The following is a 14,458-nucleotide window of genomic DNA, read 5'->3' as shown; positions in this document are numbered from 1 at the left end:
GACCCGCCATGGACTCCAGCCCCGCCGCCCCGGCGCCCTCCCTCGGCAGTCCCGCCACCCGCCTGGAGGGCCGGGAGAAGGTCACGGGAAGGGCCCGCTACGCGGCCGAGTACGCCCTGCCGGACCGGGCGTACGCATGGCCGGTGCCCGCCGCCGTGGCCCGCGGACGCGTCACCGCCGTCGACACCGCCGCCGCGCTCGCGCTGCCCGGCGTCCTCGACGTCCTCACGCCCTACGACGCGCCCCGGCTGGGCCCCTCCGACGACCCCACCCTCCGCGTGCTCCAGGACCCCGAAGTCCCCCACCGCGGCTGGTACGTGGCCCTGGCCGTAGCCGAAACCCCGGAGGCCGCCCGGGCCGCTGCCGCGGCCGTCCGCGTCCGCTACGACGCCGAGCCGCACGATGCCGTGCTGCACGCCGGCCACCCGGCCGCCTACACCCCCGAGCAGGTCAACGGCGGCTATCCGGGCCACCGCGAGAAGGGCGACGCGGCCGCCGCGTTCGCCGCCGCGCCGGTGCGCGTGGACTGCGCGTACGCCGTACCGCCGCTGCACAACCACCCCATGGAGCCGCACGCCGCCACCGCCCACTGGGACGCCGACGCCGGAACCCTGACCGTGTACGACTCCAGCCAGGGATCCGGATTCGTACGCTCGACACTGGCCGCCCTCTTCGAGTTGCCCACGGACCGTGTCACGGTGGTCTCCGAGCACGTCGGCGGTGCCTTCGGCTGCAAGGGCACCCCCCGCCCGCACGTCGTCCTCGCCGTCATGGCCGCACGGCACACCGGCCGCCCCGTCACCCTCGCCCTGCCCCGGCGCCACCTCGCGGCCGTCGTCGGACACCGGGCGCCCACCCTGCACCGCGTACGCCTGGGCGCACGTACGGACGGCACGCTCACCGCCCTCGCCCACGAGGTCACCACCCACACCTCCCGCGTCCGGGAGTTCGTCGAACAGGCCGCCGTCCCCGCCCGGGTCATGTACGCCGCGCCGGCCCTCCTCACCACCCACCGCGTCGTGCCCCTCGACGTCCCCACGCCCTCCTGGATGCGGGCACCCGGCGAGTGTCCCGGCATGTACGCGCTGGAATCGGCCATGGACGAGCTGGCCTGCGCCCTCGGCATCGACCCGGTCGAGTTGCGCGTCCGGAACGAGCCCGGGGCAGAGCCCGACAGCGGCCACCCGTTCAGCAGCCGCCATCTGGTGGAATGCCTGCGCGAGGGGGCCGCCCGGTTCGACTGGGCCGCGCACCGCACGCCGCGCCGGGACGGCCCGTTGCTGATCGGCACCGGGGTCGCCGCCGCCACCTACCCGGTGTACGTCGCCCCCTCCTCGGCGCGGGCGCACGCCTTCCCCGACGGCACCTACCTCGTGCAGACCAACGCCACGGACCTCGGCACCGGCGCCCGTACGGTCCTGGCGCAGATCGCCGCCGACGCGCTACGGGTCACCCTGGACCGGGTGGCGGTGGAGATCGGGCACTCCGCACTGCCGCAGGGCTCGGTGGCCGGCGGCTCGGCCGGTACGGCCTCCTGGGGCTGGGCGGTCCACGACGCCTGCACGAGCCTGGTCGCCCTGCTCGCCCGCCGCCCCGGCCCGATCCCGGAAGCCGGAGTGTCCGTCCCGGCCGATACGACGGCCTCCGCCAAGCAGAAGTCCCCGTACGCCAGGCACGCGTTCGGCGCCCACTTCGCGGAGGTGCAGACCGACACCGTCACGGGCGAGGTCCGGGTCCGCAGGCTCCTGGGCGTCTTCGCCGCGGGCCGCGTCCTGAACCCGCTCACCGCCCGCTCCCAGTTCGTCGGCGGCATGGTGATGGGCCTGGGCATGGCCCTCACCGAACACAGCACCATGGACCCGGCTTTCGGGGACTTCACCCAGAACGACCTCGCCTCCTACCACGTCCCCGTCCATGCCGACGTGCCCGACATCGAGGTGCACTGGCTGGACGAGCACGACAAGCACCTCAACCCGGTGGGCGGCAAGGGCATCGGCGAGATCGGCATCGTCGGCACGGCGGCAGCCATCGGCAATGCCTTCCACCACGCGACCGGCTGTCGGATCCGCGCGCTCCCGCTCACCCCGGACCGCGTCCTGGCGGCCCTCAGCTGAGGAGAACCGGGCGCCCGGAGCCGCGATCGGCTTCGGGCCGCCGCGCGGCCCCGGGCGAGGCGCTGCCGGGCGAGGCGTCCTCGATCGGCGGCGGCGCGTCCCGCGGGACGACGTCCGGGTCTGGGAACCCGCACCGGCCGAGCTCCTGCATCGCCCGTGCTGGCACGCGCGGGGAGGCAGGATCCGTAGCCGTACGGCCGACGAGCTTCCCCGGACCCGGTCGGACAGGGGATCAGCGCAGTCCGGCGAAGAGATCGTTCTCGGGCACGGCCGCGCCGGTGGAGTCCTTGACGCGTACGAAGGTCTCCATGCCCATCAACTCGCCGAACCTCTCCTTGCCCATCTTGAGGAAGAAGATGTTCTCGCCCTGACTGGCGTGCGCGGCCAGCGCGTCGAACTTCTGACCGCTGTACGCGGTGGTGTCCACCCACGTGGTGATCTCATCGTCGGGGAGGCCGATCTCGGCCATCGCGGCGGCCTCGGCGGGATCCGGCTCCGGCATCTCCTCATGGAACTCGCGCATGATCTCCCCGAAGCGCTGCATCCCCGAGCGGGGCATCGTCGTCCAGTACACCTTCGGTGTCAGCGCGGTCATCTCCAACGCCGCCATCGTGATGCGATGGGCCTGGATGTGGTCGGGATGGCCGTAGAAGCCGTTCTCGTCGTAGGTGACGACCACATCGGGTCGGTAGTGCCGCATGAGTTCCGCGAGTCGGGCCGCGCCTTCCTCGACGGGGAGCTGCCAGAAGGACCCGGGAGCGTCGTTGCTCGGCCAGCCCATCATCCCGGAGTCGGCGTAGTCCAGCATTTCGAGATCGCTGATCTTCAGGACGTCACAGCTCGCCTCGAGTTCTTGACGGCGCATCAAGGCGACGGTCGCCGGATCGTGCGCGGGATCGCCCGGCTTGGTCCCGCCCGGTCCGTCGCCGCAACGGCCGTCGGTACACGTCACGAGAACCGTGCGGATGCCTTCTGCCGCGTACCGCGCGAGGACCCCTCCGGTTCCGGTGGCCTCGTCGTCGGGGTGGGCGTGCACTGCCATGAGCGTCAAGGGCCGGTCAGCCACGAAACAATCCTCCTGAGGAAGTACTTCTCGGTCCGAGTCCGCGGCGGACTCACCGCGATCCTGGAGGGCCGGATCCCGGTGGGGCGGACGACCTCGTGGTCGCCGTGCTCCCCGCCCGTGCGGCGCCGGTCCCTCGGTCGGTGCAACCGCGCCGACCGGCCCGGCTGTTCCCGGCACTGCCGCTCAGCCTTCCAGACGACCTCCGTCCTGGCCCGCCCGGCCGGCCCTTTGTGCGGGCGGCCCGATCAGACGGCACCCGCCGGCCGATCGCGGTTCGTCGAGCACGCACGCCTCCGCGGGTGGTCGCCCCCGCACCTGAGCGAAGCCGAGATGCTCCGGATCACGGACGCCGTCTTCCCCGACGTCGCGGGGTGAGAGTCGCGATCGGGGGCCGGCTCGACGGCTCAACTCCATGAGGTGTCCTGCGTACCTGTGCCCAGAGGGTGTGCCCTAGGAGCAGGTGGTGGGTGCGGTCCTCGTTGGAAGGAACGATCCTCTGCGGGGCCTCCCGGGTGACGCGGGGAGGCGCTCGGCACGGCCTACCGGCGCGCGGTGGTCCGCTTCACCACCATGTGCCCGTGATCCCATCCCACTTGATCGGTGCGCTCTCCGCCCTCGCCCTGCTCGCGCCCGCCTCCGCGTACGCGGCGGCCGCCACCCCCGCCTCCGTCGCGCCCCCGGCTTCCGGGCCGGGCCGTGCCGGAGACTTCTTCGCCGACCTCCCCAAGGGTGGTGACCTGCACAACCACTTGTCCGGAGCGGTCACCACCGAGTTCCTGATCGAACTCGCAGCCGGGGACGGCCTCTGCATCACCACCGACACCACCACGGCGGTACCCCCGCCGTGCGGGGCGGGCACCCGGCCGGCCGCCGACGCCGTCACCGACGCGGCGTTCCGCCAGCAGGTGATCCGGGCCTGGTCGATGCAGGACTTCCCGGCGGACGGCAACGGCCACGACCACTTCTTCGCGACCTTCGGGAAGTTCGGCGAGGTGACCTGGCGGCACCCGGGCCGGATGCTCGCGCAGGTCGCCAACTCCGTGGCCCGACAGAACCAGTTCTATCTGGAGACCATGATCTCCCCGGCCTCCGGCCAGGCCCGTGAGCTCGCCGACCGGGTCGGCTACGACGCCGACCTGGACCGCATGCACGACAAGCTCCTCGCCGGCGGGGGCCTGGACGCGGTCGTCCGCCAGGCCCGCACCGATGCCGACACCACCGACGTCGAGTTCCGTGGCGCCGCGCACTGTGACACTCCGCAGCCCGACGCCGCGTGCTCGCTGCCGTACCGGTGGATTTCCCAGGTCGCCCGCGCCGGCACCCCCGAGCGGGTGTTCACCCAGATGGCGCTCGGCATGCGGCTGGCCGAGCGCGACCCGCGCTTCGTCGCCGTCAACCTGGTGCAGCCGGAGGACGACCTGGTCGCCCTGCGCGACTACCGCCTGCACATGCGGATGCTGAACTACCTCAAGACCCAGTACCCGACGGCGCACATCACCCTGCACGCGGGCGAGCTGGTGCCCGGCCTGGTCAAGCCGGAGGACCTCACCTTCCACATCAGGGAGGCCGCCCAGACCGGCCGCGCCGAGCGGATCGGGCACGGCGTGTCCGTCCTGCACGAGGACCGCTGGGAGTCGCTCATGCGCTACATGGCCGAGCGGCGCATCGCGGTCGAGGTCCCCTTCCACAGCAACGAGCAGATCCTGCGCGTCTCCGGCGACGCGCACCCCTTCGCCACCTACCGCCGCCACGGCGTGCCGGTCGTCCTCGCCACCGACGACCCGGGCGTGTCCCGGATCGAGATCACCGACGAGTACCGCAGGGCTGCGGAGATGTACGGACTCGGCTACCCGGAGCTGAAGGACCTCGCCCGGGCCTCCCTGGAACACTCGTTCCTGCCCGGCCGGGGCCTGTGGAACCGTGACGTCCGTACCGGCTACCGTCCGACCGGGGCGTGTGCCAAGGAGCAGCAGGGCGCCGAGCACCCGAGCGAGCGGTGCGCCCGGTTCCTGGCTGCCAGCCCGAAGGCGCAGGTCGAGTGGCGGCAGGAGGCGGCCTTCCGGCGCTTCGAGGCCGACCACGCCCGCACCACCCGCCCCGGCTCCCACTGATCCCGGGACCTGGTCGGAGCCGGCCCGCGGCCCTCACGGGCGCGGGCCGGCCCGCACGCCCCGTCCGCGGTGGCATCGAGGATCGGCGCATGATGGCTGTCATGGAGAACGCGGTCGAGAAGATCAAGGTGTGGTTCCGGTTCGTCCCGCGCGAGGGGTGGTTCCCGCAGGACACCGAGGGCCTGTGGGCGATGAAGCTCGGCGATGACACCGCGAGCGTGGAGAACTGCCCCTTCCTCCAGGACGGGGTGGCCGAGGGGGATGTGGTGCGGTACCGGACCGACTCCGACGGCCTCCACTGGGCCGTCGGGCGGGTCAGTTCCTCCGGCAACTGCACGATCCGAGTGCTGCCCGTACCCACCGGCCCCCTGGGCCGCAGCCCGCAGGCGGTGCACCAGCGCCTGTCGGAGTTCGGGCTCGGCGGCGAGGTCTTCAGCGAGGACTTCCCCATGCTGGCCCTGACCGCGCCGGCCGGCGCGGACTTCGCCGGGATCAAAGCCCTCCTGGACCGGGGGCGGGACGAAGGGTGGTGGCACTACGAGGTCGGCTGCGGCACGGACGCATGGTGGAACGCCTGACCAGCGCCGTCTGACCACCGCCGTCTGACCAGCGCCGTCAGATCACCACCGCCTGGCCAGCGCCGCCCGAGCCCCCGCCCGCAATCCCCCTCAGGAGTGACACCGACCTGTTCGAGCGAGTTTCAACGTCGGCCGGCCCGAGCCCGCAAGGGCCCTGCCCCACACCCGAACACGGGTTCGCGCGATGCCCCGGGCCCGGCCGTGACGGCCCCCGATCCGGACCGTTCTCCAGAGCACGAGTGAAGGAGCTCCGATGACCGAATCCGTCGAACCGCACGGCACCGCCGCGCTGCTGGTCGACTCGCGAGGCCGGTACCTGTTGCACCTGCGCGACGCCAACAAGGACATCTGCGATCCGGGCACGTGGTCGGTCCCGGGCGGCGGCCGTGAGGGCGAGGCGACGGCGGCGCAGGCCGTCGAGCGGGAACTCCTCGAAGAGACCGGCCTGACCGTGCCGTTGGAACCCTTCACGGTCGTCAGCTGCCACGGGCCCGGGCCGGACGGGCCGGCCGAGGGCCGCATCCAGGTGTACCTGGGGGCCTGGGACGGGGACGCCGACGAACTCCCGTGCCCCGAAGGCATCATGTTCCGCCACTTCGACGCGGCCACGATCCCCTTCCTGACGATGTGCCCGTGGACGAAGGAGGTCATCGACCTCCACCGGGCCCGGGGCCTCGCCCCGGCCGCCGTACCGGCCCCGGCCCGACCCGGCGGCCGGGCGCGACGCAACGTCGTCGGCGTTCACCTCTACCTCGAACGCGACGGGCGGGTCCTGCTCGGACTGCGGCACCCGGACTCCGCCTTCGCGGCGTCCACCCACCACTTCCTCGCCGGACACTGCGAGCAGGAGTCCGCCGTCGCCTGCCTCGTGCGGGAGGCGGAGGAGGAGGCCGGCCTGGGCATCGACCCGGGCGACGTGGAACTGGTCCACGTCGTGCACGTCGTGGACCGACCGGGCGGCCTGCCCCGCATCCAGCTCGTGTTCCGCGCGCGGCAGTGGCACGGCACACCCGAGGTGCGCGAGCCCGACCGCTGCCTGTCCTGGGACTGGTGGCCCGTCGGCGACCTCCCGGAACCGGTCGTCCCCTACGCCCGGGCTGCGCTCGAGGGCATCCGGGCCGGTCGCCTCTACACCGAGCTCGGCTGGGCATGAACCACCCATGACCCTGACCACGACCACGACCACGACCACGATCCGGTGCACCGTCACCCGAGCACCGGACCATCCGCACGACCGCGGTCGCCGCGCCCCGCGCCCCCGGACCGCAGCGTGAGCGGCGGCCCCCGGCACACGGTGCCGGTCGACGTCCACCTCGTACTGCGCCGCGACGGCAGCTGCGGCCCGCAGGTGTTGCTGTCGCGCAGGGCCGGGCCCGTGTACGCGACCGGCCTGTGGCACCTGCCGTCCGGGCATCTCGACCCGGACGAGGACATGGTCGAAGCCGTGATCCGGGAGGCCCGCGAGGAGACCGGCGTCCTGATCGCGGCGCCGGACGTGACCGCGGCGGTCACCGTCCACCACCGCCCTCCCCGGGGCGGCAGTTCGCGGATCGGCGTCTTCTTCGAGGTACGGCGGTGGACGGGCGTGCCCCGGGTGACGGAGCCGGACCGGTGTGACGGCATGGGCTGGTACCCGTTGGGCGCTCTGCCGGAGCCGATGGTGGCCTACTGCCGGGCCGGCCTGGACGCGTACCGGGCGGGCGCCCCCGCCGCCGTGCACTTCCAGCAGCCCGGCGACCTCGTCGAGTACGCCGCGGACGGCGCCGACCGCACCCGACTCCTGCCCGGCCCGCCCCCGCCTCCTCCCCCGCCCCCTCCCCCGGCTCCTCGGGGATCGGTAGGGTGCGCCGAATGACCGTGGGAAGTGACGGGACCCGGCTCGTGGTCCTTCGCGGGAACTCGGCGGCGGGCAAGTCCTCGGTGGCGGCGGGGATCCGCGACCGGTTCGGCCGTGGCCTGGCCCTCGTCGGCCAGGACAACGTGCGGCGGGTCGTCTTGAGGGAGCGTGACGTGCCCGGCGGCGCCAACATCGGGCTGATCGACACGGTCGCCCGCTACGCACTGGACGCCGGCTACCACGTGGTCGTCGAGGGAATCCTGCACGCCGACCGGTACGGCGACATGCTGGCGGGCCTGCTCGGCGACCACCGTGGAGTGTCCCGCTGCTACTACCTCGACGTCCCGATCGAGGAGACGCTGACCCGGCATGCCTCGAAGGCCGACCCCGACTATCTGGCTCAGGTCACCGAGCGGGAACTGCGGGACTGGTACCGCGAGCGCGACCTCCTTCCCGGTGGCGTCGAGACCGTCATCGGAGCCGACAGCGCGCTGCCCGACACGGTCGAACGCATCATGCGCGACACCGGTCTCGCGGGGTTGCCCGCGCGCATCGACCGACCCTGATGCTCCGTGGTCCCGCCCTCGCCAGGAGTCTCCTTGACCTGAAGTGCGATCGAGCTTCTAGCGTGTCCTCAAGTTGATCAACGGAGGGCGGGAGAACGCGCACATGATCCTCGTGACCGGAGCCACCGGAAACATCGGCAGGGCACTGATGAGGGAGTTGCACGGATGCGGCGCGGGACCGCTGAGAGGGTTCACGCGTGACGCCTCACGGGCGACGTTCCCCGAGGGGGTCGAGGCCGTCGAGGGCGACTTCGCGGTGCCCGCGTCGTTGGAGCCCGCTCTGGACGGGGTGCGCTCGCTGTTCCTCGTGTCCCGTACGGGCCCGGACGCGGACATCCTCGCGGCAGCCCGGCGGGCGGGTGTCGAGCACGTGGTGCTGGTGTCGTCCATCACCGTCCAGACCCATCCGCACCTGGGCCCCGCCGGCGAGAACCTGGCGGTCGAGTAGCTGCTCAAGGACAGCGGCATGGCGTGGACGATCCTGCGACCGACGCAGTTCGCCTCGAACGCCATGATGTGGGCGGCGTCGATCCGCGACGGCCAGGCGGTCCGCGCCCCGTACGCGGACACCGGGCTGCCCACGATCCACCCCGCGGACATCGCGGCGGTGGCGCGGGTCGCCCTGACCGAGCCCGGCCATCGGGAGCGGACGTACGCCCTGACCGGCCCGGAGCCGGTGACGGCCCGGCAACAGGTCGAGGCCATCGCCGCAGCACTGGGGCGGGACGTGCCCTTCATCGAGGTCAGCCGAGGGGAGGCGCACGCCCAGATGGCCGCCGTCTTCGGGGAGGAGGCCGCGGATGCGGTGCTCGACGTCACGGGCGGAGACGTCAATGCCGAGCTGCTGGCCGTGCGCGACACGGTTGCGCACGTCACCAGTTCCCCGGGCAGGTCGTTCCGGCAGTGGGCCGAGGAGAACGCCCACGTGTTCCGCTGAGCGGCCCGTCGGAGCGTCGGAGCGTCGGAGCGTCGGAGCGTCGGAGCGTCGGAGCGTCGGAGCGTCAGAGGGTCTCGCTCAGCGAGTCGGCCGGCCGCCTGCGTGCCGCCCGTGTCGCCGGGAGCACCGCCACCACCACCGCGCCCAGCACCGCCCCGACGATCACGGTGAACAGCACGGGGAGCGGCGGCAGCTGGGCGATGCCCGCGCCGATCCCGCTCGACGCGCCCTGGGTGTCCACCAGCCACCTGCCGGACAGCACCCCGACCGTCGTACCCACCACGGCGGACGCCAGCGCCGTCAGCCCGGCGGCCGTCACGATCATCGCGCCGATCTGGCGGGGCGTCAGCCCGATCGCCTTCAGCGCGAGCAGGTCCCGGCCGCGGTCCCGTACGCCGGTCCCGATCAGTGTCAGCAGCTCGATCAGCCCGATCAGCGCCAGGACCGCGATCAGGGCCGCGATCACCGCGCGCGCCGGTTCCAGCCGGTCGACCGGGTTCGGCGTCTCGCGGACCTCCAGCGCCCCGGCCGTCGCCCCGGCGAGCGCGGCGCTCACCGCCTCGGGGTCCGCGCCCTCGCGCAGCACGAGGGCGTGGAAGTCGGGTCGTAGCCCCGGATCGCGCTCGCGCAGCGCGTCGATGCTCGTGGTGATCACCCGGCCCCCGGATTCGGGTTCGATGGTGCGGCCCACGACGTGCAGGATCTGTGGCCGGCCCTCGACGGTCATCCGCACCCACGCGCCGACCCGTACTCCGAGGAGGTCGAGCAGGCCCTGTCCGGCCACCGCCTCGTCGGGGCCGCTGACCGCGCGCCCTTCCACCACCTTGGCGGGGTACGGGTCCCGGGCCGTGCCCAGGCCGCGGAGCGTGATGGTGCCGGTCTGACCCGGCACGAGCGCCGCCATCTCGGCGCCGGGGTGGACCGCGGCCACCCCCCGGACCTCGGCGAGGGTCCGCTCCAGTTCCGCGTCGGACCCCCCGGCCGACTGTCCGGCCCGTACGGTCAGTGCCGCGGGCAGTCCCATCTGCGCGGGCCGGCTGCGGAACTGGTCCAGCGTCGACCAGGCGACGAGTGCGACCGTGATGAGGACCAGCGGCAGGGCGAGCCTGGCGACGGGGACGAGCGTCCGGCCGCGGCGCGGGAAGGCCGCACGCCACCCGAGGACCAGGGCGGGCGGCACGCGTACGCCGAGCGCCCGCCTGCCGAGCGCGGTCATCGGCGCGGCGGACGGCAGCGCAGCCCGGGCCACCGGCACCGGTGGGACCCGGCCGGCCCGCCAGGCCGAGAGCCCGGTCGAGGCCGCGATCAACAGCACCGCGCCGCACGGGATGCCGATCATGAGCGCGGTATGGCCGGGCAGGTCCTGCCACACCGCCGCCGCTTCCCCGATCCGTCCGGGTATCCGAGCGCCCAGCAGCGCGATCGCCGCCGTACCGAGGGCCACGCCGAGGAGGGCGAAGGCCAGGTGCTGTACGAGGAAGCCGCGGGTCACCTGGCCGGGGGTGAAGCCGACGGCCTTGAGGATCGCGATGTCCCGCAGTTGGCCGCGGACGCGGGCGCCGATCGCTCCGGCGGCGGCGAGCGCGGCCGCGAGCAGTGCGCCGAGCCCGAAGACGGCGAACATCTGCCCGAGCAGCCGGTCGTCGCCGCCCGCCTCGGCCCGTGCCTGCTGCCACTTGGTGACCTGGGCGACCCGGTCGGCGCCGAGGACGGTCACGGCCCGCTGGACGGTGAAGTCGGTGTCGTCCGGGTCGTGCAGGCGCAGGCCCACGCTCTGACCGGTGTCGCCGTGGGCGACCTCGTCGAGGGTGCCGTCGAGGACCCAGCCGATGCCGGGCCCGCCGCCCGGGTGGTAGCGGGGCTCGGCCACCTCGGCGATCCCGCTGACCCGCAGTGCGTGCGGGGCGCCGTCCGGGCCGGTGACCCGTACGGTGTCGCCCGGCTCCGCCCACAGGGCCCGCGCGACCGAGGCTTCCAGGACGAGGGCGGCGCTGCCGGAACCCGCACCGGTGCCGGTGGCGGTGCCATCGGGACGGGCGAGCCAGTTGCCCTCGGTGACGAGCGGTCGTCCGGTCTCCGGGGGCACGGCCCGGGCCGCGCGCAGCGTCACTCCGGCTCGGGCGCCGCGCGACTCGACCGTCGTGGCCGTGGTGCGGTAGGGCCCGGAGAGGGCGGCGACCCCGTCCACGCGGGACAGGGCGGCCGTGTCCGCACCGGCGCGGGTGTGGAGCCAGAGGTGTGCGCCGTGGGACTGGTTGAAGACGCGCTGCCAGGGGTTGGCGGCGTAGCTGAACAGTGCGCCGGCGAGTAGGAGCGAGGCGATGATGCCGGCGCTGGCCAGGACGACGAAGAGGGCTTCGCCGCGGTGTGCGCGGAAGTCGGCGTGCGCCCAGCGCAGCGTGGCCCGCACGGTCACTCCTTGAGTTCCAGGTCCAGGTCCAGCACTCCGGAGACGCCGCGGGCCGGCCCGCGGCGTCCGCCGCCGAGCTGTGCGTCGTCGGCTATGCGCCCGTCGAAGAAGGAGATGACGCGGTCGGCGGCGCTGGCCATCCGGGCGTCGTGGGTGACCATCACGATCGTCTGGCCGCGCTGGTGGAAACGGGAGAGCAGTCGCAGGACCTCGCGGGTGCCCTTGCTGTCGAGGCTGCCGGCCGGCTCGTCGGCGAGCAGCAGTGCGGGGTGGTTGACCAGGGCGCGGGCGAGTGCGACCCGCTGCTGCTCGCCGCCGGACAGCTCGCCGGGCATCGAGCGTTCGCGGCCATCGAGGCCGAGTTCGGCGAGCAGTTCGCCGCGGGATGCGCGGGCGGCCTTCGGGGAGGCGCCGGCGAGCAGGGCGGGGAGTTCGACGTTGTCGGCGACGGTGAGGTTGGAGACCAGGTTGAAGAACTGGAAGACGACGCCGATGCTGCGGCGCCGCAGGACCGCCCAGCGGGCCTCGCGGTACGCGTCGACCCGCTCCCCGCCGATCCACAGCTTCCCGCTGTCGGGGCGCTGGAGGCCGCCCAGCAGGTGCAGGAGCGTGGACTTGCCTGCTCCGGAGGGTCCGGTGACCGCGACGAACTCGCCGGGCCGGACGGACAGGTCCACCCCGCGCACGGCGTGCACCGGTACGCCCTCGCCGTGGTGCGTCTTGGTCAGGCCCTCGGCCCGCACGATGGGCTCGGCGGACGCGCCGGGAGCGGCGGTGGTGGCGGCGTCGCTCATTCCAGCTCCTCCTGGCAGCGTTCCAGCCAGTCGAGGTCGGCCTGCAGGTGCAGCATCGCGCCCTCGATTAGCAGTTGGGAGATCTTGTTGTCGCGGTCCTCCGCCGCGGCCAGCTTGGACAGGTCCCGCATGGTGTTGAGGTACTGCCGCCGCTGCTTGTTGATCAGTGCGACCGGATCGGCCAGACCCGACTGCGGCGCGAGCGCGAGCTTCATGAAGAACTCGTCCCGTACCCGGGGCTCCTCGGTGGTGTCTTCGAACCAGGCCAGTACGGCCTCGCGTCCGGCGTCCGTCAGCTTGTACGTGCGCTTGTTGGGGCGTCCCGACTGTTCGACGTCCTCGCCCTCGATGAGGCCGCTCTTCTCCAGCCGTCCGAGGGTGACGTAGATCTGGCCGACGTTGGGCTGAGGGTACGCGGCGCCCAGGAGCTTCTCAAGGTCCTGCTTCAGCTCGTAACCGTGCGCAGGGCTACGGGTGAGGAGCGCAAGGAGCGCCAGCCGCACTCGCTCCCCCTCCTTCCCGCTCCGTAGTCAACGGTTCACTCGGCAGCGGGCCAAGTCGCGCCGCCGTCCGTCTCGTCTGCCTGCGCGTCTAGTATCGCCCATGCCTAACGGGTATATATAGGCCACGATGGTCGGCGACGCAGCCGGATCGTGCACTGGGAGGAATCTATGCGGTGGATGCGTGCCGCGGGTAGAGCTCTCCTGGTCGGGGCGGTCGTACTGGCGGGCTACACCGGTCTCGGTGTCCGTGCCGGGGCGGGCGTTGCTTCCGAGGACCAGGCTCGCGGTCCCCTGACGCTCGTCACGGCGGGCGATCTCACGGACTACCTCCCGCCGCTCCTGGCGGACTGGAACGAAGCCCATCCCGACGAGCGCGTCACGCTCGTCGAGCTGCCCGACTCGGCGGACGAGACCCGGGCCCAGATGATCAGCGAGCTGCGATCGGGCCGCCATCGGTTCGACGTCCTCAACATCGACGTCGCCTGGACCTCCGAGTTCGCGGCGGCCGGATGGATCTCCCCGCTCCGGCGCGAGCGCTTCCCGCTGGACGCCTTCCTGCGGCCCGTCGTCGACACCGCGACCTTCGACGGCCGGTTGTACGCGGTCCCGTACGTCACCAATGCGGGACTGCTGTACTACCGCAAGGACCTCCTGGACCAGGAGGGCGAGCAGCCGCCGCGCACCTGGGACGAGCTGATCCGCCAGGCGCGCACGATCGCGCCGAAGTACGGACTGGACGGCTATGCGGGCCAGTTCCTGCCGTACGAGGGGCTCACGGTCAACGTCACCGAGGCCGTGCACTCGGCGGGCGGATCGATCCTGCGCGACGACGGCGCCCGCGTGAGCGTGGACTCCGACGCGGCGCGCACCGGGCTGCGCTTCCTCGCGGACGGTGTCCGGGAGGGCTGGATCTCCCGCGACGCGCTCGGCTACAAGGAGGAGGAGTCGCGGCGGGCCTTCCAGGAGGGCCGGCTGCTGTTCCTGCGGAACTGGCCCTACGTGTACGCGGACGCGGGCGCGGAGGGGTCGAAGGTCGCGGGCAAGTTCGGCGCGGTGCCGCTGCCCGGGCCCGACGGGCCCGGCACGAGCGTGCTGGGCGGCTCCAACCTCGCCGTGAGCAGTCGTGCACGGCATCCGGCGTCGGCTGCCGACCTGATCTCCTACCTCACCAGCGAGCGGGTCCAGCGGCAGGTGCTCACCAAGGGGTCGCTGCCTCCGGTGCGCGCCGCGCTGTACGAGGATCCCGAGCTGGTCCGGGCACATCCGTACCTGCCCACGCTGCGCCAGAGCGTGCTGTCGGCGGTGCCGCGTCCCAAGAGCCCGCGCTACGACCAGGTGAGCCTCACCGTGCAGGCCGTGGCGCAGGACGTACTGGCGCTGCGCCAAACGCCGGAGCAGGCGGCGGCGCGGCTCGCGCGCGAGCTCGGGACCATTTCCCGCAAGGGCTGATCGCACTCTTCTACTCCCTCCCCCAGGGCCTCTACTCACATGTTAAGTAGAGGCCCTTCCTTTTACATGCTGGCAAACGCGCACAAACCACCC

At 72.9% G+C, this 14,458-nt stretch carries 11 protein-coding genes and 1 pseudogene; 8 read left to right on the top strand and 4 right to left on the bottom strand.

The genetic code is table 11. The features are described 5' to 3' along the window. The first annotated feature begins 8 nt into the window (after positions 1-8). The gene (locus OG207_RS41525) at positions 9-2,114 is read left to right on the top strand and encodes a xanthine dehydrogenase family protein molybdopterin-binding subunit (protein WP_329106595.1); all 2,106 of its coding nucleotides are present in this window, start codon (positions 9-11) and stop codon (positions 2,112-2,114) included. 232 nt (positions 2,115-2,346) lie between these two features. Here OG207_RS41525 and OG207_RS41520 read toward each other — a convergent pair whose 3' ends face one another. Further along, on the bottom strand, positions 2,347-3,180 hold the full coding sequence (locus OG207_RS41520) for a PIG-L family deacetylase (protein ID WP_266601447.1): 834 nt from the start codon (positions 3,178-3,180) through the stop codon (positions 2,347-2,349). A gap of 578 nt (positions 3,181-3,758) precedes the next feature. On the opposite strand from OG207_RS41520, the gene OG207_RS41515 reads away from it, so the two are divergent. The 6 genes and pseudogenes from OG207_RS41515 to OG207_RS41490 all read left to right on the top strand — a co-directional run bounded on the left by OG207_RS41515 (position 3,759) and on the right by OG207_RS41490 (position 9,209). Then, entirely contained in the window at positions 3,759-5,291 is a 1,533-nt protein-coding gene (locus tag OG207_RS41515; RefSeq protein ID WP_329106592.1) for an adenosine deaminase family protein, read from the top strand. A gap of 89 nt (positions 5,292-5,380) precedes the next feature. Continuing rightward, positions 5,381-5,869 (top strand): DUF4265 domain-containing protein, encoded by a 489-nt coding sequence (locus OG207_RS41510; RefSeq protein WP_266601442.1) that lies wholly within the window; start codon positions 5,381-5,383, stop codon positions 5,867-5,869. A 253-nt stretch (positions 5,870-6,122) separates the two neighbouring features. Continuing rightward, a complete protein-coding gene (locus OG207_RS41505) occupies positions 6,123-7,022 on the top strand; it encodes an NUDIX hydrolase (protein ID WP_329106589.1) in 900 nt (299 codons plus the stop codon). Positions 7,023-7,139: 117 nt separating this feature from the next. Next, a complete protein-coding gene (locus OG207_RS41500) occupies positions 7,140-7,724 on the top strand; it encodes an NUDIX hydrolase (protein ID WP_329106587.1) in 585 nt (194 codons plus the stop codon). After that, positions 7,721-8,272 carry an AAA family ATPase gene (locus OG207_RS41495; RefSeq protein ID WP_329106585.1) on the top strand — a complete coding sequence of 184 codons (552 nt, stop codon included), beginning with the start codon at positions 7,721-7,723 and terminating at the stop codon, positions 8,270-8,272. Before OG207_RS41500 ends, OG207_RS41495 begins: the two co-directional genes overlap by 4 nt. Positions 8,273-8,375: 103 nt before the next feature. After that, positions 8,376-9,209, top strand: a pseudogene (locus OG207_RS41490) (NAD(P)H-binding protein). 64 nt (positions 9,210-9,273) lie between these two features. Here OG207_RS41490 and OG207_RS41485 read toward each other — a convergent pair. From OG207_RS41485 to OG207_RS41475, 3 genes are read right to left on the bottom strand one after another with little or no spacing between them, the layout of a single operon-like run. Beyond that, entirely contained in the window at positions 9,274-11,619 is a 2,346-nt protein-coding gene (locus OG207_RS41485) for an ABC transporter permease (protein ID WP_329106583.1), read from the bottom strand. Between the two features lie 2 nt (positions 11,620-11,621). Then, positions 11,622-12,413 (bottom strand): ABC transporter ATP-binding protein, encoded by a 792-nt coding sequence (locus tag OG207_RS41480; RefSeq protein WP_329106581.1) that lies wholly within the window; start codon positions 12,411-12,413, stop codon positions 11,622-11,624. Further along, a complete protein-coding gene (locus OG207_RS41475) occupies positions 12,410-12,916 on the bottom strand; it encodes a PadR family transcriptional regulator (RefSeq protein ID WP_314252823.1) in 507 nt (168 codons plus the stop codon). Before OG207_RS41475 ends, OG207_RS41480 begins: the two co-directional genes overlap by 4 nt. A gap of 168 nt (positions 12,917-13,084) precedes the next feature. Here OG207_RS41475 and OG207_RS41470 point away from each other — a divergent pair, with 168 nt between their 5' ends. Then, on the top strand, positions 13,085-14,365 hold the full coding sequence (locus OG207_RS41470; RefSeq protein WP_329106578.1) for an ABC transporter substrate-binding protein: 1,281 nt from the start codon (positions 13,085-13,087) through the stop codon (positions 14,363-14,365). Positions 14,366-14,458: the final 93 nt, after the last annotated feature.

It is taken from the genome of Streptomyces sp. NBC_01439 (assembly GCF_036227605.1).
In the GTDB taxonomy this organism is placed as follows: domain Bacteria; phylum Actinomycetota; class Actinomycetes; order Streptomycetales; family Streptomycetaceae; genus Streptomyces.
Note: the sequence above shows the minus strand (reverse complement) of the source record. Positions and strands in the feature narration are given on the sequence as shown.